The sequence below is a fragment of the Mesorhizobium sp. A556 genome, assembly GCF_054489545.1.
In genome coordinates this window covers 606,917-627,634 of the sequence record NZ_JBTMXA010000001.1, presented here as the reverse complement: position 1 = coordinate 627,634, position 20,718 = coordinate 606,917, and the positions used below count along the sequence as shown (strand labels likewise).

The 20,718-nt window shown below is 61.7% G+C and carries 13 protein-coding genes; 5 read left to right on the top strand and 8 right to left on the bottom strand.

Annotation, left to right across the window (positions count from 1 at the left end; all coding sequences use genetic code 11):
• Positions 1-118: 118 nt before the first annotated feature.
• Positions 119-487, bottom strand: a complete 369-nt coding sequence (locus ACX3P0_RS03135) for an Hpt domain-containing protein (RefSeq protein WP_459086488.1) — start codon at positions 485-487, stop codon at positions 119-121.
• 282 nt (positions 488-769) lie between these two features.
• Between ACX3P0_RS03135 and ACX3P0_RS03130 the strand changes: the two genes are divergently transcribed.
• On the top strand, positions 770-7,057 hold the full coding sequence (locus tag ACX3P0_RS03130; protein WP_459086486.1) for a coiled-coil domain-containing protein: 6,288 nt from the start codon (positions 770-772) through the stop codon (positions 7,055-7,057).
• Positions 7,058-7,145: 88 nt separating this feature from the next.
• Here ACX3P0_RS03130 and ACX3P0_RS03125 read toward each other — a convergent pair whose 3' ends face one another.
• The 4 genes from ACX3P0_RS03125 to ACX3P0_RS03110 form a co-directional block, all read right to left on the bottom strand.
• A complete protein-coding gene (locus ACX3P0_RS03125) occupies positions 7,146-7,742 on the bottom strand; it encodes an ABC-type transport auxiliary lipoprotein family protein (RefSeq protein ID WP_459086485.1) in 597 nt (198 codons plus the stop codon).
• A gap of 91 nt (positions 7,743-7,833) precedes the next feature.
• The gene (locus ACX3P0_RS03120; RefSeq protein WP_459086483.1) at positions 7,834-9,207 is read right to left on the bottom strand and encodes an MlaD family protein; all 1,374 of its coding nucleotides are present in this window, start codon (positions 9,205-9,207) and stop codon (positions 7,834-7,836) included.
• An 8-nt stretch (positions 9,208-9,215) separates the two neighbouring features.
• Positions 9,216-10,034: an ABC transporter ATP-binding protein gene (locus ACX3P0_RS03115; protein WP_459086481.1), complete on the bottom strand. Its 819-nt coding sequence runs from the start codon at positions 10,032-10,034 to the stop codon at positions 9,216-9,218.
• A 4-nt stretch (positions 10,035-10,038) separates the two neighbouring features.
• Entirely contained in the window at positions 10,039-11,226 is a 1,188-nt protein-coding gene (locus ACX3P0_RS03110) for an MlaE family lipid ABC transporter permease subunit (RefSeq protein ID WP_459086479.1), read from the bottom strand.
• Between the two features lie 78 nt (positions 11,227-11,304).
• Between ACX3P0_RS03110 and dgcA the strand changes: the two genes are divergently transcribed.
• The 4 genes from dgcA (at position 11,305) to ACX3P0_RS03090 (ending at position 16,950) form a co-directional block, all read left to right on the top strand.
• Positions 11,305-12,288, top strand: coding sequence for an N-acetyl-D-Glu racemase DgcA (gene dgcA / locus ACX3P0_RS03105; protein ID WP_459086477.1), 984 nt, complete (start codon positions 11,305-11,307; stop codon positions 12,286-12,288).
• Between the two features lie 78 nt (positions 12,289-12,366).
• Positions 12,367-13,146, top strand: coding sequence for an SDR family oxidoreductase (locus ACX3P0_RS03100; protein WP_459086475.1), 780 nt, complete (start codon positions 12,367-12,369; stop codon positions 13,144-13,146).
• 134 nt (positions 13,147-13,280) lie between these two features.
• Entirely contained in the window at positions 13,281-15,608 is a 2,328-nt protein-coding gene (locus tag ACX3P0_RS03095; protein WP_459086474.1) for an NADP-dependent malic enzyme, read from the top strand.
• Positions 15,609-15,792: 184 nt separating this feature from the next.
• Positions 15,793-16,950 carry a DUF2865 domain-containing protein gene (locus ACX3P0_RS03090; protein ID WP_459086473.1) on the top strand — a complete coding sequence of 386 codons (1,158 nt, stop codon included), beginning with the start codon at positions 15,793-15,795 and terminating at the stop codon, positions 16,948-16,950.
• On the opposite strand, the gene gltX is transcribed toward ACX3P0_RS03090, so the two are convergent.
• The 3 genes from gltX to ACX3P0_RS03075 all read right to left on the bottom strand — a co-directional run bounded on the left by gltX (position 16,868) and on the right by ACX3P0_RS03075 (position 20,707).
• Positions 16,868-18,241, bottom strand: a complete 1,374-nt coding sequence (gene gltX / locus ACX3P0_RS03085) for a glutamate--tRNA ligase (RefSeq protein ID WP_459086471.1) — start codon at positions 18,239-18,241, stop codon at positions 16,868-16,870. The genes ACX3P0_RS03090 and gltX overlap by 83 nt on opposite strands.
• Positions 18,242-18,346: 105 nt before the next feature.
• Positions 18,347-18,769 carry a hypothetical protein gene (locus ACX3P0_RS03080; RefSeq protein ID WP_459078334.1) on the bottom strand — a complete coding sequence of 141 codons (423 nt, stop codon included), beginning with the start codon at positions 18,767-18,769 and terminating at the stop codon, positions 18,347-18,349.
• A 261-nt stretch (positions 18,770-19,030) separates the two neighbouring features.
• A complete protein-coding gene (locus ACX3P0_RS03075; protein WP_459086469.1) occupies positions 19,031-20,707 on the bottom strand; it encodes an NAD+ synthase in 1,677 nt (558 codons plus the stop codon).
• Positions 20,708-20,718 lie beyond the last annotated feature (11 nt).

Sequence of the window (20,718 nt, the reverse complement as noted above, 5' to 3'; positions counted from 1 at the left end):
AAGTGTGCCGCTAAAGCATGTCTCCCGAAAGTGGGCACCGGTTTCGGGGCAAAGACATGCGAGAAACAACGACCTAAAGCACGGAAAGCGAACCTGAAAGGTCGCTACGTGCTTTAGGTCAGCGCGCGATGGCGGCGATGAAATCGCGAACGGCCTCGACAAGCCCGTCGAGCCGCTTCCAGATACGCGCTTCGTCTGGGCAGCCCTCGATATCGGCGGCACATTCGGCAATGGCGAAGGCCCCTACCCCGCGCGCCGAACCCTTGAGCCCATGCGCAAGCGACAACCGGCCTTTCGTATCGGTTTCAGCCATTTTCTGCGCCATGCCGAGTGCCTGCTGGAGAAAAAGCGCCAGCACTTCCTGCTCCAGCGCACGGTCCCCCATTGTCTGGCGCGATAGATGCGCCATATCGATCGGGCGTGGAGGGGCCGGAATAGTTGTCTCGCCGCCCGGCATTGAAAAGGCCATCCCGAGGTCACCGCTCATAATCGCCTCAATTCCCTTGCAGACAGCCCAAAGCAGCCGATATCCGACCGATTGTTATGGCTAGCGAGTTAATGAGACGTTGCGAAAAAATAGCGGATCGAAGGCGTCCAAATCACGCTCCTGTTAACCTTATATTTAAAGTTTTACGTATCGCGCCGAATGCATGTTTTCTTTACCCCCCTGTGTCATTACGATACGCGGGGTCCATATTGAGCCTCATGCGCGGGGCTAGAGAATCGATAATAACAGGCTCCGCGGCAGCTAGTACAGGGTAGCGAAGGCATGGCGAAGAAACCGACGACCTCCAAGAATCTCGACAATGACGTGGCCAGCGAGCTTGAAAAAGCGCTGGATCTCGACTTGGCAAACGAAGCTGGCGGCATCGACATGGCGGCTTCCATGGAAGATCTGGAAGCACAAATCTCCCAGGCGGCCGACGAATTGGCCCGTGCCGGGCGCGGCGAAAAGGGTGCGACGGATGCGCCCGTGAGCGCGCCTGCGAAGCCCGTGGCCAAGCAGCCGTCACAGCCGGAATTGCGGCCGATCGAACAATTCGGTGCCGCGCAGACTGGCTTTGCGCCGGCCAATGACGACCGCCAGAAGGATTATCGTTCCCTGCTGCATGCGCTTAACCGGCGCTCTTCCAGCGCGATCTATTGGGTGGTTGCCTTTGTATCGCTGGCCTGGATCGTCGGTGCGGGCGCCATTGCCAACATGATGTTTGGCAACGGCATCTGGAAAATCCGCTCACTCGACCAATTGCTGGCCCAACCGGGACTGATCGGGCTGGCCGTGGCGACGGTGCTGCCTATTGTCCTGTTTTGGGCGTTCGCAACCATGATCCGCCGCGCGCAGGACATGCGTCTGGCGGCACAGTCGATGACCGAGGTGGCCTTTCGCCTGGCCGAGCCGGAAAATCTCGCCCAGGACCGCGTCATGATGATCGGCCAGGCCGTGCGCCGCGAAGTGGCGGCCATGGGTGAAGGCATCGAGCGCACGCTGGCCCGCGCCGTCGAGCTTGAAACGCTGGTTCATAGCGAGGTCAATCAGATCGAGCGCTCCTATACCGAGAACGAAGCGCGCATCCGTTCGCTCGTGGATGGTCTCGGCAGCGAGCGCGAAGCCGTGGTCGGCCACGCGGAGCGCGTGCGGGCCTCGATTATGGGTGCCCACGAAACCCTGAAAGAAGAAATCGATTCCGCCGGCGATACCATCCGCGACAGCATTATGAGCGCGTCGACCAACCTGTCGATGACGATCACCAATTCCGGCGATACGCTGATCGACCGCATCAACCAAAGCTCGATGTCGATTTTCGATTCCGTCGAAGGCCGCCTGGATTCCATTACCGACCGTCTTTCGACCTCCGGCGAGGCTTTCGCCAGCCTGCTCGACACGCGCATCGCCAAATTGACCGACAGTACCGATGGGCTGACGCGCTCGCTGACCGACCTTCTGGACGACCGTACGGCCGGGATGGTGTCACTGCTCGGCGGTGCCGCACGCACGCTCAACACCGAGTTCGAGGCCAGCCTCAGCGGCATTGAACGGACGCTGGCTGAACGCGGACAGGCCTTGATCAGCGAATTCCAGACCCGCGCCGAAGCACTTGATACCGGCACGCAGAAGCTGAACGCGGCCCTTGAGGCCCGCGCCCGGCAGATCAACGAGACGCTGGTTGAGCGTGCCCGCGATATCTCCAACGCCTTCACGCAGAGCAAGGACGACCTGTCGGTGATGATCGACCAGGGCAAGGCCCAGATCGGCGCCAATATGGCCGACATCGTCACCTCCACGTCGACGATGCTGGAAGCCCGCGCGACCGATTTTGCCGGCCGCATGGAAGAGGCTCGCCACGCCGTTTCACAATCGTTCGATACCGATATCCAGCGCCTGACCGACGCTCGCGCCGGCATCGAGAGCGCCGTTGAGGAGCATAGCCGAAAGCTGGCGGAAAGCGGCGAGCGCATGGCTGCGGCCATGCACGAGGATCTGGCCAAGTTCAGTGAAGGCCGCGCCGACATCGATGCCGTCGTTACCGGCCAGGTGCAGAAGCTTGCCGAAGGCCGCAATCTGATTTCGCGAGCCCTCGAAGAGGATTTGCGCAAGGTCAACGAATCCCGCGCGGCGATGGATGCCTCGCTCGGAAGCCATCTGGAGCGTCTGGACGAGGGCCGCAACCGGCTTTCTCATGCGTTGAATGAAGACTCGGAGAAACTGGTCCAAGCCCGCTCGATCATTGACGAAATGGTCTCTGGTCATGTCGGTAAATTGGTTGAAGGCCGCAACATTCTGACGCGCGCGCTGGAAGCCGACATGAACAAGCTGGCCGAAAGCCGCGCCGGCATCGACGGGCTGGTCGCCGGTCAGGTCGAAAAGATCGCGGAGGGCCGCGCGACGCTGGCCAAGGCTCTGGAAACCGACATCGGCGGTATCAAGGGGCTGATGGATAGCCACTCAGCGAAGCTTGCGGAAGACCGCAGCCTGCTTTCGCGTACGCTGGAGGACGACCTCGCCAAGCTGGCGGAAGGCCGCTCCAGCATCGATGGGCTCGTTGCCGGCCAGGTGGAAAAGCTGGCCGAAGGCCGCGACATTCTCAAGCGTGCGCTGGAAGCCGACCTCAACACCATCCAGGGCGTGATTGCCGATCAATCCGACCGGCTGGTACAGGATCGTTCGAAGCTTTCGCAGGTCTTGCAAAGCGACCTCGACCAGGTGCGCGGCGCCGTTTCCGAGCACGCCGACCGGCTTGCCGAAGAGCGCGTCAACCTTTCGCGCACGCTGGAGGACGATCTTGCCAAGCTGGCCGATAGCCGCTCCAGCATCGACGGACTGGTTGCCGGTCAGGTCGAGAAACTGGCCGAGGGCCGCGATATCCTCAAGCGCGCGCTGGAGGCCGACCTCGCCAAGCTGGCGGAAAGCCGCGCCGACATCGATGGGCTGGCTGCCGGCCAAGTCGAGAAACTGGCCGAGGGCCGCGATATTCTCAAGCGCGCGCTCGAGGCTGACCTCAATACCATCCAGAACGTGATCGCCGATCAGTCCGACCGTCTGGTGCAGGACCGTTCTAAGTTTTCGCAGGCCCTCGAAGGCGATCTCGATCATGTCCGTGGGGCGATTTCCGGACACCACGATAAGCTCGCCGAAGAGCGCGCCACGCTGTCGCGTGCGCTGGAAGCCGATCTCACCGCGATCCACGGTGTTATTGCCGGTCAATCCGAAAAACTGGCGCAGGACCGTGCAGGCCTTGCAAAAGCGCTGGAAGACGACATCACCAAGCTGGCCGAAAGCCGTTCCAGCATCGACGGACTGGTTGCCGGGCAGGTCGAGAAACTGGCGGAGGGACGCGATATCCTCAAGCGCGCGCTGGAGGCTGATCTCAACACGATTCAGGGCGCGGTTGCCGGTCAATCGCAGAAACTGGTGGAGGACCGCAACGAATTCTCGCGGGCGCTCGACGCCGATCTCCACAGCGTCAGCAGTCTTTTGCAGGATCACATGCAAAGACTGACGCAGGATCGTGCCAGCCTGGGACAGGCGCTCGAGGACGATCTCACCAAGCTGGCCGAAAGCCGCTCCAGCATCGACGGACTGGTCGCCGGCCAGGTCGAGAAGCTGGCCGAGGGCCGCGATATCCTCAAGCGCGCGCTGGAAGCCGATTTGCAGAAGCTCGCGGCAACCCGTGGCGACATAGACGATGTCATCGTCGGTCACGTCGGCAAGCTCGCCGATGGCCGCGACATGCTGACCCGTGCACTGGAAGACGACCTCGGCAAGCTTACCGAGGCGCGTCGCGGCATCGACCTCGCCGTTTCCGGTCATATCGACCAGATTGCAGCCAAGAGCACGGGCATTTCCGACGCGATCGCTGCCGACGTGCAGAAGATCGAGGCCGTTTTCGATCGCCAGACCGGCGTCATCGAAGAGCGCGCAGGCACCATGGAACGAGCGCTTTCATCGGGCGTCGACAATATTCGCGGCGTTCTCGAAAAGAGTGCGGTGTTCGTTGCCGGCGAATTGCGCGACAAGGTCATGGAAGTCACCGCTGTCCTGCATGAGCAGGCAGGAGCCGCCTTCAGCGACGCCGACCGCAAGATCGCCGAGCGTGCCGAAAAGACCGCGGCCGCCCTGCTGCTGCGGGCCGAAGACATTGCCCGTACCTTCGAGGAGGCGGATCAGCGCATTTCGGTGCGGGCGCAGGACAGTTCCAACGCCATGCTGTCGCGTGCCGGAGAAACCGCGGACGAACTGGCCGCACGCGCCAGCGCCATTGCCAGCACGTTCGACGCGGCGGATCAGAAGCTCGTCGCGCGCGCCGTTGAAACGGCCCAGTCGTTGGCCGCGCGTGCCGGCGACATCCTGCGCAACTTCGAAGCTGCAGACGAGCGCCTCGGCACCCGTATCGGCGAATCGGCCGAAGCGCTCGCCTCGCGCGCCTCGGACCTCGGCCGCATCTTCGACAGCGCAGATCAACAGTTGACGGCCCGCATCACCGAAGGCTCGGAAGCGCTTTCCGCCCGCGTCACGGAAATCGGGCGTGTCTTCGACGATGCCGACAACCGCATGGTTTCACGCATCGCCGAAACGGCCTCCTCGATTGGTGGACATGCCGATCATATCGTAGGCGCGTTCGCCGAGACGGAGCAGCGCGTTGCCGAGCGTTCCCGCCAGACCGGGCAGGAACTTACAGCGCATGCCCGCCAGATCGAGCAGGCCCTTTCCGGCGTCGATGAACGCCTCGCAGCCAGTGCGGCGGCAACACATGCCCGCGTCGAGGAGCAGGTTTCCAGCGTAGAGAACAGGTTCGCACAGACGACCGACACGATGGGCCAAAAGCTCAGCGAGCAGATCGCGCAGGCGGAAAACCAGCTTGTCTCGCGCGCCAATGTCATCGCCGAAACGTTCACAGCCGTCGGCCAGCATATCGGCCAGAGCACCAACGAGGCGGCAAAGACCATCGGCGTCAATACGCGTGAACTGAGCACCATGCTTGCTACCCGCTCTGCCGAGATCACCAAGATCCTGGACGAGACGGCACGGCCGCTGGTCGATCGCTTCGCCGAAGGCGGCACCGAATTGCAGCGCTCCATGCAGGAAGCGACCGAACGCGCGACTACCAAGCTGCGCGAGGAAAATGCCGCACTCGTGGATGCCCTCGCCAGCCGCACGGCCGAGACCCTCTCGGCAGTCGAAGGCGCACGCGAAACGCTTGCCGACAGCGTTCACAATTTGATCGGCCGCATGACCGCGTCCAGTTCGCAGCTCAACGAGCTGATCGAGCATGCGGCGGCCAATCTTGGCCAGGTCGACGGGCGTTTGGCGCAAAGCACGCAAAGCTTCGCGGCAACGACCGAGAAGGCGGCGCAGACGTTTGCCAGTTCGGCACGCCTGGTCGATTCAAACACGACAAGGCTGACCGAGCTTTCCTCGACCACGCTGCGCGAAGTGGCGTCGATTGCCACGAAATTCGACGAGCACAGCCGGCTCCTGTCGTCGGCATCCAGCCTGCTGGGCTCGGCGCAAAGCAATCTGGAACATACGCTTGAGCGCCAATCCTCGATCGAGGATCTGGCGGTCGGCCTCGTCAAGAAGTCCGAAGACCTCGAAAGGGTCATGCGCTCTTTCGAAAACCTCGTCGGAAAGACGCTGGAGAACGCCGAAGGCAAGACGTTGCAGTCCGCAGACAAGATCCGCGCTGCAATCACCGACGTCGTCGAATCGGCTACCAAGCGTTTCGCCGATGCCACCGAGGAAATGCGGCGCACTGCCGGCTCCATCAAGAGCGAACTCGATCTCACCCGTGCCGAACTGAAAAAAGGCGTGGTGGAGATGCCACAAGAGGCCAAGGAATCGACCACGGCAATCCGGCGCGCCGTGTCGGAACAAATCAACGCACTGAAAGAACTGTCGGATATCGTTGCGAAATCTGGCCGCAGTGTCGATGTTTCGGAACCTCGCTCCCTGCGTCCCGCGCCGCAAGCGCCAGCCGCGCGCGCACCGGAGCCGCAGCGTCGCGCTCCCCAGGCTCCGCTGGGCGAGACAACGCTTCGCGGGCCGATCGAACCCCAGCGGCAGGCTGAAACCACTTTGCGGCAACGCGATGCAGCCACGCGTCCCGCCCAGGGTTGGGTTCAGGGGTTGCTCGCCGGTGCATCGCGCGACGACAATGGCCAGCCTGCTCCGGTCGAGACGCCGCGTGCGGCGCCTGCCCCGCGTTCGCCCCTGCATGTCGTGGAATCGCTCAACTCGCTTTCAGTCGACATTGCGCGCGCCATCGATCATGAAGCCTCGATCGAGTTGTGGAACCGCTATCGCCGTGGCGAACGCGACGTGTTCACCCGCCGCCTCTACACATTGAAAGGCCAGCAGACCTTCGACGAGATTCGCCGCAAATATCAGGCAGAAGCGGAGTTCCGCGCCGCTGTCGACCGGTATTGCGACGACTTCGAAAAGCTGTTGAAGGACGTGTCGCGCAACGACCGCGACAACATGGTCACGCAGACTTATCTGACCTCGGATACCGGCAAGGTCTACACCATGCTTGCCCATGCCAGCGGTCGGTTGGGCTGACCGGCCACTACGACGGAAAAAGGAAAAGGCCGGATCGCTCCGGCCTTTTTCTTGAACTACGGCGCGCCATGCGGGCGAGGTCACCCGGTCAGATCACGGAATCCGTCCAGCGCACGATTTCCTGCGCCGCAGTCCCGAACGCCTTGTCGAGCGCGGCGACATAGGCCTGGTTGCCGCTTCCCGAGACGGGGGCCGACGCAGTGAAGTCCTTCGAAGCCCGAACTTCTCCGTTGCGGTCGTTCAGAACGCGTACGAACAGGTCGACGCTAGCGTTTTGTGCGCCGTCGACCTGAACCTCGAACGAGCGAACCTCGACGATGATCTGGTAGTCGATCGCCAGCCCCTCGCCCGGCTTGCCGACGCCGGCAAAGCTGCCCGAGCGCTGGAACGTCTCGGCCAGTCGCGCCTGCACGATCAGCGGCAGGCGATCGGCCCATTGCGCGCCCTTGAGGTACTGGATGGAACGCGCCGACGATTTGATGACGATATTCTGGCTGTCCAGCGCCTTGAGCGCCGACGGTTCCGCGATCAGGATCTGACGGCGGCTGTGGGCCTTGGTCGAAACCGACGGGGCCGACAACTCAAACGTGTCGAGCGGCGCGGGGCCGCCGCCCGGCAGCGCCGCGCACCCGGCCAGGGAAAAGACAAGGAGTGCTACGCTCGAATAGAGCCTGATCGATTTCACGCGCGATCCCCGTTGTCTCTGCGGACCTCAATTCGTTCGGACCGCCCTTGTGGCGCCGAAGTCGATTTTCTGGGGCGGGTAAGGGGCGATGTCAACGCCGCGCCCGCCCGTCATACTGGCGTACCTCGCCCGATCCGCCCGAAAGAATCTTCTGCGGATTGCGGCTGAGGTCGGTGACAGCTTCCTCGATACGGCCGATGGAGCGGCGGCTATCCTGCACCAGGGCATTTATGTTTTGCAGACCCTGCCCCGAAAAGCGCGCCAGATTGTCGGTGATCGTGCCAAGGCGCGCGTTCAGCGTATCCGCCACCTGCTTGAACGATTTGAGCGTTTCCCTTGCATCGGCCATGACGCCATTGGCCTCGCCGGAACCCAGCAGTTTGTCGACTTTGAGCAAGATGCCATCGACGCGCACAGAGGCGGCGTTGAGACGCGAGGCCAACTGCTTCGCGTCATGGATGGTCTGGTCGATATCGTCAGCCCCGTCGGCGAATTTATCCGTAACCACGGCGATATCGGCAGCTGCCTTATTTGCGTTTTCACTGGCTTTCTGGATGTTGGAGAGCGCCGCCCGGACATCCTCCGGATTGACGGCATCAAGCACACCATCGACCTTGGCCAAGGTGCCTTGCGTACTTTTGGCGAAATCGTTGATCGACCCGACAGCGGTATCGACGTTGCTGACCACCCGCTCGAACTGCCCGCTGGTCTCTTTCAAATTGTTGGTTACGGTGTTGATATTGGCTACGATCTGTTTGACCTGATCCTTGTCCACCGAATTGAGCAATCCCTCCGCAGCCTTCAGGGTTCCGTCGAGCTTGCCGGAAACGCTGCTTACCGTGTCGGAGAGCGCGCTCACGCTGGCCAGGAATTTATCGATGCCGTCGGCATTCTTCGCCAGAGAGTCGGAAAACGCCTGGGCGTTCTGAACGGTCTGGGTCAGCGGGCCGCGAACGTCTTTCGCAAAGCCTTCCAACTCGGAAAGCACCGCGTCGGCGCGCTGGAAAATATCCTGTGCCGTCTGCAGCAGGTTCGTCACCGCCGATGGGTTGGCGACAATTACGGCAACCTTGCCTTCCAACTCGGCCTGGTCAAGGAGATTGACCTCTTTGGGGTCCGCCCCCTTGAGTTCGATATTGGCCTGCCCGGTCAGGCCCGCGAGACCAATATCGGCCTTGGTAGACTTGGTGATCGGCGTCGTGCGGTCAACCTCGGTATCGGCGATGGCCGCTGTCGGGTTGCTCACGTCGATATAGACGCGCTTGACGTCGCCCACCTTGATGCCGTTGAACAACACGAAGCTACCGCGCCCAAGACCGGACGCCGAACCAGGAATACGAACGCGCAGCATCACCGTCTCGCCCCGGTCGCCGATCGCGGCGGTCCAGTAGACGAAGGCGAACGCCGCAAGAATGGCGGTCAGCGTGAATATCCCGACGATAACGTAGTTGGCTCTGGTTTCCATTGCCGTGATTATGGTTGTGTGCGTGCGGCAAGATCAAGTTGCCGGGCGCGTTTGCCACGGAAATAGGATTTTACCCAGGGTTCTTCACTCTTCATCATGTCGTCTATCGTGCCTTCGATCAGAATCTTCTTGTTTCCAAGCACCGCTACACGGTCGCAGGCGGTAAAAAGCGAATCAAGATCGTGCGTGACCATGTAGACGGTCAGGTCCATGGTGTCGCGAAGCTTGACGACGAGTTCGTCGAATTCGGCGGCACTGATGGGGTCGAGACCGGAGGTCGGTTCGTCCAGGAAGACGATGTCCGGGTCCAGCGCCAGCGCACGCGCCAGCGCTGCCCGCTTGATCATGCCGCCGGAAAGTTCAGACGGGTACTTTCGCGCCGCATCAGGCGGCAGCCCGACCAACTCGATCTTGAGCATGGCCAGTTCATCCATCAGCCTGGGCGGCAAATCGAGGTATTCCCGCATCGGCACCTGCACGTTTTCCAGCACCGTCAGCGCCGAAAACAGCGCGCCGTGCTGGAAAAGAACGCCCAAACGCATGTCGATTCGCAATCGACCCAGGTCGCTCGCCTCTTCGACATCGACGCCGAACAGCCTGATCGTGCCGGATTGCTTCTTGTTGAGGTTCAGAATGGTGCGCAGCAGCACGGATTTTCCTGCGCCTGAGGCACCGACAAAACCCAAGATCTCGCCGCGCCGTATATCTAGGAACAGATGGTCCAGGATGACCTTGCCGGAGAAGGCGACCGTGATGTCGTGCGCGGAAAGAACGATTTCGTCGCTGCCCTTGGGAGCCGCTATTTCGGGCGCGTCTTCGACAGCCATCATCTCAGAACTCTATCGCCGCATAGAACATGGCAAATAGCCCATCGAGTATGATGACGACGAAGATCGATTTCACCACCGAGGCGGTAACGTGCTGGCCGAGCGATTCGGCGCTGCCGCCCACCTTCATGCCTTCGACCGAAGCGATCGTACCGATGATGATCGCCATGAAGGGCGCCTTGATGAGACCGGCGAAGATGGTGCTCGTGTCGATGGCGGACCGCAGCCGATCGACAAAGGCGGCGGGTGGTATGTCGGAATAGAAATACGCCGCCGCCATGCCGCCGCCGAGCGCGGCGAAATTGGCGATGATGGTCAGGCAGGGCAAGGCAATCACCAGGGCGACGAGGCGCGGAAAGACCAGGACGCCAATAGGGTTGAGGCCGATCACCTTGAGGGCGTCGACCTCCTCGCGCATCTTCATCGAGCCGATTTCGGCGGTGATGGCGCTGCCGGAGCGGCCCGCTATCATGATCGCGGTCATCAGCACGCCCATCTCGCGCAACACCAGCACGCCGACCAGATCGACGACGAAGATGTCGGCGCCGAAATAGCTGAGCTGGTAGGCGCCCTGCTGGGCAACGATCGCGCCGACGATCGCCGACATCAGCACGACAACAGGGATGGCGCCTACGCCCATGCGGTCAATCTGGCTGAAGATGGCGGCCGGATTGACGGCATGGCCCCGGCCGAGTTTCATCTGCGCGCCGCGGATCGTCGCGCCGAGGATGTTCATGGCGGACAGGAAGTCGTCGCGCATCTCGTAGACGCGCCGCCCCACGGCTTCCAGCACGCGAATGACGATATTCGGCTTCGGGTCCGCGCCAGAATCCTTGTCGTGCTTGCCGGCCTCGCCGACGGCATCCAGCAGGATCGACGCGACCTTGCTTTGTCCCTGCACGGCAACCTGGCTTCCATCGCCCTCAAAGGCCTTTATGAGGCGGTCGATCAGCCATGCGCCCGCCGTATCGATCTTGTCGATACCGGAGAGGTCGAGAGCAAGCTTGCTGAATCCCTTGCGCTTTTCCAGTTTGCGCATCTCGTCGTCGATCAAGGCGATCGTGCGCGTCGTCCAGACTCCGGAAAAGGCGCAGCCAAGCACACCATCCTCCTCGCCCACTTCTATGCGCGGCTGGTGGTTGGCGGCGGCGGTAGCTGTCGTGCTTGCGTCCCGTTTCCCGATGGTCAACATGGCGTCCTGTTTAGCGTGATGAACAAGGCCTGTCGATTTGACGAAGTCCCTGTTTAAGCACGGCTGGAGAAGAAAAATATGGCGCGTGTCATTTCGGTTGTAGCCGAGCGGTTCCCCATTGCTGGCGTTTTCACCATTTCACGCGGCTCCAAAACGGAAGCCGAGGTCATTGCCTGCACGATACGAGACGGAAACCACCTTGGGCGCGGCGAATGCGTACCCTACCGGCGCTACGGCGAAACGATGGAAAGCGTGCTTGCGCAGATCGATACGGCGCGCGCCGATGTGGCCAACGGGATGAGTCGCGCCGACCTGGTTGCCGCGATGCCAGCGGGTGCCGCCCGCAACGCCGTCGATTGCGCCTTGTGGGATCTGGAGGCAAAAACCAGCGGCGTTTCGGTCGCCGCCCGCATCGGTACGGTGCCCCGCCCGCTCGAAACAGCCTACACGCTGTCGCTGGGCGAGCCGGAAGCAATGGCGGCGCAGGCCCGCGCCAATGCCGCAAGGCCGCTTCTGAAGGTAAAGATTGGCGGCGGCAACGGGGATATCGCCCGCATTCGCGCCGTGACGCAGGCGGCACCATCCAGCCGAATCATCCTCGATGCCAATGAAGGGTGGAGCGAAGACAACATCGCCGAGAACCTGGCGGTCGCGGCCGAACTCGGTATCGCGCTGATCGAGCAACCGCTGCCGGTCGGCAAGGACGCGCTCTTGCGCGATATGGCGCATCCCGTGCCGATCTGCGCCGACGAAAGCGTGCATGTCGCGGCTGACCTGCCGTCGCTGCTTGGCCTGTACGACGTCGTCAACATCAAGCTGGACAAGTCCGGCGGGCTGACGGAAGCGCTCCTGTTGCGCGACAGAGCGCGAGAACTGGGTTTCGGCATCATGGTAGGCTGCATGGTCGGCACGTCGCTTGCCATGGCACCGGCGGTTCTTCTGGCGCAGGACGCGGAGTTTGTCGATCTCGACGGCCCGCTGCTGCTGGCGCGCGACCGCACGCCCGGCCTCACCTATGAAGGCTCGCTCGTCTCGCCTCCGCAAAATGCCCTGTGGGGCTGACTGGCCCTGATAACAGGATCGTGGTTGCCGCCTGCCATGCGGGCGGTTAGCTTGCGGCTCTTTGAAGGAGTATGTTTCATGGATCTCGGAATTCGCGGGAAGAAGGCCATCGTCTGTGCATCCAGCAAGGGACTGGGGCGGGGCTGCGCCTTTGCCCTTGCCGAAGCTGGATGCGACCTTGTCGTCAACGGCCGCAATGGCGAGTTGCTGGCGCGCACGGCCGCTGAATTGCGCGAAAAATTCGGCGTCGAGGTGATAGAAATCGTTGGCGACGTTTCGAAGCCCGAGGTGCAACAGGCGCTACTGGCCGCATGTCCCGATCCGGACATTCTCGTCAACAACAATGGCGGACCGCCTTTCCGCGACTTCCGCGAACTCGACCGGGAGAAAATCCTCGAAGGCGTCACCAACAACATGGTCACCCCCATCGAACTGGTCAAAGCGGTAATCGACGGCATGGCCGCGCGCGGCTTCGGCCGTATCGTCAACATCACTTCGCTGTCGGTATATGTGCCCATTGCCGGTCTCGACCTGTCGTCGGGCGCGCGCGCCGGGCTGACATCTTTCCTGGCAGGCGTTGCCCGCACCGTTGCCGACAAGAACGTCACCATCAACAATATGCTTCCCGGCAAACTCGACACCGACCGCCTGCGCGGCCCGCACGAAGCCGGCAGCGTCGAAGACCCGGCTGCCGCTGCGGCGCGCAAGACGCGCATTTCGGCCGACGTTCCCGCCAAGCGGCTTGGTACGCCAGAAGAGTTCGGCCAGATTTGTGCTTTCCTGTGTTCGGTTCACGCGGGATACCTGACGGGCCAGAACATACCGGTGGATGGCGGGCTTTACGTCAGCGCGTTTTGAAGGCGCGGATAGCGGGGGGCTTTCCAACTTCAGAAGCGGTTCTTTGGAGCCAAGGGCGGCGGCGCCATTTTCACCCTCGAAAATCTGCCGCCACATGGTAGATGATTTGCAGTCAATAGAGGGGGACCGCGACCATGGAAGGCGATAGCACCAAGACCACATGGTCGGATCTGGATGAAGCGGCCCTCCATTTCCACAAATATCCAATTCCGGGCAAGCTCGAAATCCAGGCGACCAAGCCGCTCGGCAACCAGCGCGACCTGGCGCTTGCCTATTCGCCCGGCGTCGCCGCACCTTGCCTTGCCATCCAGGACGACCCGGCAACGGCCGCCGATTACACCGCTCGCGCCAATCTCGTGGGCGTCATCTCCAACGGCACGGCGGTGCTCGGCCTCGGCAATATCGGCCCGCTTGCTTCCAAGCCGGTGATGGAAGGCAAGGCGATCCTGTTCAAGAAATTCGCGGGCATCGACGTATTCGACATCGAAATCGACGCGTTGGAAATCGACCGCATGGTCGAAACGATTGCCGCGCTGGAGCCGACCTTCGGCGGCATCAATCTCGAAGACATCAAGGCGCCGGAATGCTTCGATGTCGAGGAGCGACTGAAGGCTCGCATGAGCATCCCGGTCTTCCACGACGACCAGCACGGCACGGCCATTATCGTTGCCGCTGCCATCCTGAATGGCCTGGAGTTTGCCGGCAAGGAAATCAAGGACATCAAGGTAGTTACATCAGGGGCCGGCGCCGCGGCGCTGGCCTGTCTCAATCTGCTGGTCCTGCTCGGGGTGCAGATCGAGAACATCTGGGTCACCGACCGCTTCGGCGTCGCCTACAAGGGGCGAACCGAGGAAATGGACCGCTGGAAGGACCCTTACGTCAAGGATACGAATGCCCGCACGCTGGCGGATGTCCTGCCCGGCACCGACGTCTTCCTCGGTCTTTCGGCCGCCGGCGTATTGAAGCCTGAAATGCTTGAGCTGATGGCGGAAAAGCCGTTGATCCTGGCACTGGCTAATCCGAATCCCGAAATAATGCCGGATCTCGCCCGCGCCGCGCGGCCCGACGCGATGATATGCACCGGCAGGTCGGATTTTCCCAATCAAGTCAATAACGTACTCTGTTTTCCTTACATCTTTCGCGGCGCGCTCGACTGTGGCGCGAGCGCCATCAACGAGGAGATGAAGATGGCCGCCGTGCGCGCCATCGCGGCTTTGGCGCGCGAGGAACCGTCCGATGTCGCGGCGCGCGCCTATTCCGGTGAGACGCCGATATTCGGTCCGGAATTCCTTATCCCCTCGCCGTTCGATCCCCGCCTCATCTTGCGCATAGCGCCAGCCGTCGCCAAGGCGGCCTGCGATACCGGCGTCGCGACGCGGCCGATCACCGACATGGCGGCCTATATCGACAAGCTGAACCGTTTCGTCTTCCGCTCCGGCCTAGTCATGAAGCCGGTATTCTCGACGGCCAAGGCTTCGACCACCAAACGCGTCATTTATGCCGACGGCGAAGACGAGCGCGTACTGCGTGCCGCCCAGGTGGTGCTGGAAGAAGGCATTGCCGAACCGATCCTCATCGGGCGCCCGCATGTCGTCGAGGTACGGCTCAAGCGCCACGGCCTGCGTATCCGGCCGGGCGTGGACTTCGAACTGATCAACCCCGAGGACGATCCGCGCTATCGCCACTATGTCGACCTGTTCATCGAACTTGGCGGGCGGCGCGGCATAACGCAGGAAGCCGCCCGCACCATGGTGCGCACGCACACAACGGTGATTGCCTCGCTGGCACTGAAGCGCGGCGACGCCGATGCGATGCTGTGCGGACTGGAGGGACGCTTTGCTCGCCATTTGCGGAACGTCGACCTGATTATCGGGCCGCGAACCGGCATCAAGGATCACGAACTGTCAACGCTTTCGATGCTGATCTCGCAGCGCGGGGTGCTGTTCCTGACCGACACCCATGTCTGCGTCGATCCGACCGCCGAGAAGATCGCGGAAATGACGATTCTTGCGGCCGATGAAATCCGGCGCTTCGGCATCGAGCCGAAGGCCGCTTTGCTGTCGCTGTCCGATTTCGGCTCCCGCGATACGCCAAGCACACTGAAGATGCGCAAGGCGGCGGCCCTTCTGGCACATTTGGCCCCCGAACTGCAATGCGACGGCGAAATGCACGCCGATACCGCCCTGTCCAGCGCGCTTCGCCAGCGCGTCTATCCGCATTCGCGCCTCAAGGGCGAAGCCAATCTGCTGGTGTTCCCCACGCTCGACGCGGCCAACATCACGCTGACGGCGTTGCAGGCGACACTGGATGCGCTGCATGTTGGCCCGATCCTGCTCGGCACGGACAAACCGGCACACATCCTGACACCTTCCGTAACCTCGCGCGGCGTCGTCAACATGACGGCGCTTGCCGTGGTCGAGGCAACGCAGAAGGCGGCGCAGGCTGCGGAGGCAGCCTGCTAGAACGGACCGAAAGTGGATACTGGTTTTCGGGTTATTCCGATGCTGATTAAAGAATTGGAGCGCCGGTGCCCGAAGGGACGCACGGCGCTCTAGGAAACGGGTAACACGGATGCGATAAATTCCAGGGTTGGCGCACCGGGTGCCTGTTCTGTTTGCCAGTGGGCAGCGGCGGCACGGAGGAAAAATGGCGAGGGGCACGAGCAAGACGGCATTTTTCGCCCTGGCGTTGCTTGGCGCGCTTGCCGTTTCGTTCGCGGACATTGGCACCGCTTTCGCTGCTTCGAGCGCCTGCCGGCAATTGGAAGCCGAGCTTGCCAGTGCAGGCAGCGGTGGCCGGGCACGCCCTTCACAGATCCGGAAATACGATTCCGCCATTGCCAGGCAGGGCGCGGAAATGACGAAGGCGCGAAGCAGGGCGCGCCAGGCCGGTTGCGGATTTTCAATCTTTGCCGGGAATGTCAGCGCCTGCGCGGCGCTGAACGCTTCCCTGGACCGCATGGCAAAAAACCTCGACACGCTGCGCCGCGACCGCGCCAAACTTGCCAAGGGAACCGCGCGCCGTGACCGTTCGCAGATCATGGCCGCGCTGAAGGCCAAAAAATGCCGCGCAACCGAAACGGCGGCGAAAGAACTTCCTGAAAGAAAGAAGACGGGCGACTGGCTCCTGGAAAAGCCGCAACGCAACATCGATCTCGACGATGAGTTGCAGGCGGAACCGGTGGAACCGGCCGACAAGGGCTATCTCAACACCTTGACGCGCGTGACCACGGCCGAGGCCCCTCGTGGCGAATTCCGCACGATGTGCGTGCGCACCTGCGACGGCTATTTCTTTCCAATGTCGAATGCGGCTTCCCTGCGGGATTTCGAGCGCGACCAGAAGAACTGCGAGTCGAGCTGCCCTGGGACCGAAATGCAGGTGTTTTATACGCGCGGCATCGCCGACGATTCGGCCAACATGACATCGTCCGTCACGGGCAGGCCCTATACCGAATTGCCGACGGCCTATCTCTACAAGAAGCCGAGCAATCCGGATGCACCGGCCTGCGGCTGCAATGCGGCTCAAGGTTTCGACGTCATCGGCGGCCGTTCCGTTACAGGCCTGCAAAGCTCCAAGCCGGAATCTCCCAGCATCACGTCCTTTGCGCCACTACCTGCCGCAAAACCCAGTCCTGCCGAGCCAGTCAAGCCCGCGCCCGATGAAGCCTCACACGTCCTGGAACCCGATAACCAGCCCAGCCTTCTCGCCACCGACCGGAAAGTCAGGGTCGTCGCGCCAGCGTTCCTTCCAGCCCCAGAAGCGGCAATAGATCTGCAAGTTCCGGGCCCGACTCCAGCCCGGTAAGCGCCAGCCGAAGCGGCATGAACAAGGCTTTTCCCTTGCGACCGGTGTCCTTCTTGACGGCATTCGTCCAGTCTTTCCAGATCGATGCCTCCCACGGCTCCTGCGGCAGCAGGTCGAAAGCACGGCGCAGATAGGCTACATCCTCGTCGGAAAGCTCCGGCTTTTCTTCCGGGCCTTCGTTGACGATCCGCCACCACCGGCCGGCATCGCTAAGCCGGTCGAGATTGCCGCGCACCGCTATCCAGAACGGCTCCGCGCGCTCGTCCGATATGCCGAGCAATGCCAGCCTGTCGCGCGCTTCCGCAAAAGGCATGTGATGCAGCAGGACGCGGTTAAGCACCACCAACTCATCCGGGTCGAATTTAGACGCGGACTTCGAGGTGGCGGCCGGATCGAAATGGTCGCCCAGTTCAGCCATTGTCGGGATGGCTTGGACATTCTCGGAGGTGCCGACCAGCACGGCCAGCGAGGCAACCGCCATCGGCTCGATGCCGGATTCGCGCAGGCCTTCGATGGACAGCGCACCGGTGCGCTTGGAAAGCCCCTCGCCCGAAGTCGTGGTCAGCAGATTATGGTGGCCAAAAACCGGCACTTCGGCACCCAGTGCCCGAAAGATTGCCATTTGCACGCCGGTATTGGTGACATGGTCGTCGCCGCGGATGACATGGGTGACACCAAGATCGATATCGTCGACGACCGAAGGCAGCGTATAGAGATACGTGCCGTCCTCGCGCACCAGAACCGGATCGGATAGCGAGGAGAGATCGACCGTCTCTTCGCCGCGCACCAAATCGTGCCAATGAATTTCCGTGCGTTGCGGCTCCGATGGATCGCTGGTGAAGTTGGGCAACAGGAAGCGCCAATGCGGCCGGCGCCCGTCCGCCTCGAATGCCGCAATCTGCTCGGCGGTCAGCGTCAGCGCCTCGCGACCATAAACCGGTGGCAGCCCGCGCGTGCGCCGCACCTTGCGCCGAAGGTCGAGTTCTTCCGGCGTTTCATAACAGGCATAAAGCAGGCCTGCCGCCTTCAGCTTTTCGACGGCGGCATCGTAGATGTCGAAGCGTTTCGACTGATATTCCGTGGCGTCCTGAAAAATACCCAGCCAATGCAGGTCATAGAGGGTGGAATCCGCATATTCCTGCTTCGAGCGCGCAATGTCTGTATCGTCGAAGCGCTGGATGAAGCGGCCCTTGTGCTTTTGAGCAAAAAGCCAGTTGAACAGAGCCGTGCGCGCATTGCCGATATGGATGCGGCCGGTGGGCGAAGGGGCGAAACGAACGGTGACTGTCATGTACGGGGCCTAAAGGATGGCTCCGCATTTTGCAACAGAACCCATATCCTGCGAAGCGCGCATTCGAGCGCGCCTCGCAGGATATGCGGTCAAATAGCCGAATGTCTAGTTGACGGAATCCTGCTGCGGAGCGGTTCCTGTCGCGTCCGCCACCGGCAGTTCCGCGCTTGCCAGTTGATCGGCGCAAATTTCGGCAGCACCGGTGACCGGCTTCTCCATCTTGGCGAATGTGACCCATCCGCCGTCGCTTACGAAGCTATCACGCTTCCAGGAGTCGACTTTCTTCAGTTCGGCCAGCTTTGCGGTAGCGTCAGGCGCCTGGAGGAAGCGGTTGACACATATGTTTGCAGCGAGTTGCGCCGCTGCGTGTTCGCCGGACGCCTCGGCCTGTTTCGTCGCGGTTCCCCCCGTTACCCAGCCGCCCCACGAAAAGCCGACAATGATCGTCAGGACAGCCGCACCGATGCACGACCAGAACCATACAGCTTTCGAAGGCCGATAGGCGCTGAAGTTCTCTCCAATGGACATTGTTTTTCTCCCTTGTAATTATCCATGGTTTCTCGGAAACTACCGCGATATCCGATCACGATATGACAAATCCTATCACATATCGTGATCGACGATACCCCGAATGCCGGGTCCGGCGGGCGTTTCGTCTTTCCAAGGGAGTTGAAGCGGATAACGCCCGCTAGAGCGGCGGACGCTCGGATAAATCCGCGCTGCCGCTCCATCCTTTTGTTTGAGCATCGGATTTTCCGAAAACCGGTAACCACTTTTCGGTCCGATGCTCTAGCCGCGATCGCGAAACCTGTTGGTGATCGGGTATCGACGGTCGCGGCCGAAATTTTTTCGAGTGATCTTGACGCCCGGCGCCGCCTGGCGGCGTTTATACTCGGCTATGTATAGAAGATGCTCTACCCTGGTGACGGTTGCGCGGTCATGGCCCCGCGCGACGATCTCGTCGACACCCATTTCATTCTCGACCAGGCATTCCAGGATGTCGTCCAGCGCCGGATAAGGCGGCAGCGAGTCCTGATCGGTCTGATTCTCCCGCAATTCGGCCGACGGTGCCTTGTCGATGATGTTGGCGGGGATAACCTCGCCGGCAGGGCCAAGCGCGTCGGATGGCACATGTGCATTGCGCCAGCGCGACAGCGCATAGACCTGCATCTTGTACATGTCCTTGATCGGATTGAAGCCGCCGTTCATGTCGCCGTAGAGCGTGGCATAGCCCACCGACATTTCCGACTTGTTCCCGGTCGTCACCACCATCGAGCCGAACTTGTTGGAAAGTGCCATCAGGATGGTTCCGCGCGCGCGAGACTGCAGGTTTTCCTCGGTAATATCCGGCTTCGTGCCTGCAAATAGCGGTGCTAGAGCGTGCGCGAACCCGTCGACCGGCTCCGCAATCGGAACGATATCGTAGCGGCAGCCAAGCGCGCGGGCGCAATCCTTCGCATCCTTCAGCGAATCCTTGGTCGTGTAGCGATATGGCATCATCACCGCATGCACCCGCTCCTCGCCCAGCGCATCGACGGCAAGGGCGGCGCAGATGGCCGAATCAATACCGCCGGAAAGGCCAAGCACGACATTCTTGAAACCGTTCTTGTTGACGTAGTCGCGCAGCCCGAGCAGGCAGGCGCGATAGTCCGCCTCTTCCTTTTCGGGAACCTTCGACATCGGCCCTTGCGTACAGGTCCAGCCTTCCTCACCGCGCTTCCAGGTGGTGACGTCAACCGCCGCCTCGAACTGGCTCATCTGGAAAGCCAGCGACTTGTCGGCCTGAATGGCGAAGGAAGCGCCGTCGAACACCAATTCGTCCTGCCCGCCAAGCTGGTTGGCGTAGACCATGGGCAGGCCAGTCTCGATGACCTGCCGGAGAACGACTTGCTGGCGGGCGTCCATCTTGCCGCGATAATAGGGGGAGCCGTTCGGCACGAGCAGGATTTCCGCTCCCGATTCGGCCAGCGTCTCGCAAACGCCGAGGTCGCCCCAGACGTCCTCGCAAATCGGGATGCCCAAACGGACGCCGCGAAAATTGACCGGCCCCGGCAATTCCGGCCCCGCCTGGAAAACGCGCTTCTCGTCGAATTCGCCGTAATTCGGCAAGTCGGCCTTGAAGCGCTCGGCGATGATCCTGCCGCCATCGGCGACAACGATCGAATTGTGCGTACCGCTCTTGCGCTTCAACGGCGTCCCGATAATGACGCCCGGCCCGCCATCGGCGGTATCCTTGGCCAGATCATCGACGGCGCGTTCGCACGCCTTCAGGAAAGCCGGTTTCAACACCAGATCCTCCGGCGGATAGCCGGAAATGAACAGCTCCGTGAAAAGCACGACATCGGCACGCTGCCGGGCTGCGTCGGCCCTCGCCTCGCGTGCCTTGGCAAGATTGCCTGCTATGTCGCCGACAGTGGGGTTCAGTTGGGCGACGGCGATGCGGATCGTATCGGGGGGCGTGCTCATGAGACGCCTAT

Excerpts from the sequence above, each read along its gene's own strand:
- ACX3P0_RS03135 (WP_459086488.1), bottom strand. The coding sequence starts at position 487 with ATGAGCGGTGACCTCGGGATGGCCTTTTCAATGCCGGGCGGCGAGACA.
- ACX3P0_RS03130 (WP_459086486.1), top strand. The coding sequence starts at position 770 with ATGGCGAAGAAACCGACGACCTCCAAGAATCTCGACAATGACGTGGCC.
- ACX3P0_RS03120 (WP_459086483.1), bottom strand. The coding sequence starts at position 9,207 with ATGGAAACCAGAGCCAACTACGTTATCGTCGGGATATTCACGCTGACC.
- ACX3P0_RS03115 (WP_459086481.1), bottom strand. The coding sequence starts at position 10,034 with ATGGCTGTCGAAGACGCGCCCGAAATAGCGGCTCCCAAGGGCAGCGAC.
- ACX3P0_RS03110 (WP_459086479.1), bottom strand. The coding sequence starts at position 11,226 with ATGTTGACCATCGGGAAACGGGACGCAAGCACGACAGCTACCGCCGCC.
- dgcA (WP_459086477.1), top strand. The coding sequence starts at position 11,305 with ATGGCGCGTGTCATTTCGGTTGTAGCCGAGCGGTTCCCCATTGCTGGC.
- ACX3P0_RS03100 (WP_459086475.1), top strand. The coding sequence starts at position 12,367 with ATGGATCTCGGAATTCGCGGGAAGAAGGCCATCGTCTGTGCATCCAGC.
- ACX3P0_RS03095 (WP_459086474.1), top strand. The coding sequence starts at position 13,281 with ATGGAAGGCGATAGCACCAAGACCACATGGTCGGATCTGGATGAAGCG.
- ACX3P0_RS03090 (WP_459086473.1), top strand. The coding sequence starts at position 15,793 with ATGGCGAGGGGCACGAGCAAGACGGCATTTTTCGCCCTGGCGTTGCTT.
- gltX (WP_459086471.1), bottom strand. The coding sequence starts at position 18,241 with ATGACAGTCACCGTTCGTTTCGCCCCTTCGCCCACCGGCCGCATCCAT.
- ACX3P0_RS03080 (WP_459078334.1), bottom strand. The coding sequence starts at position 18,769 with ATGTCCATTGGAGAGAACTTCAGCGCCTATCGGCCTTCGAAAGCTGTA.
- ACX3P0_RS03075 (WP_459086469.1), bottom strand. The coding sequence starts at position 20,707 with ATGAGCACGCCCCCCGATACGATCCGCATCGCCGTCGCCCAACTGAAC.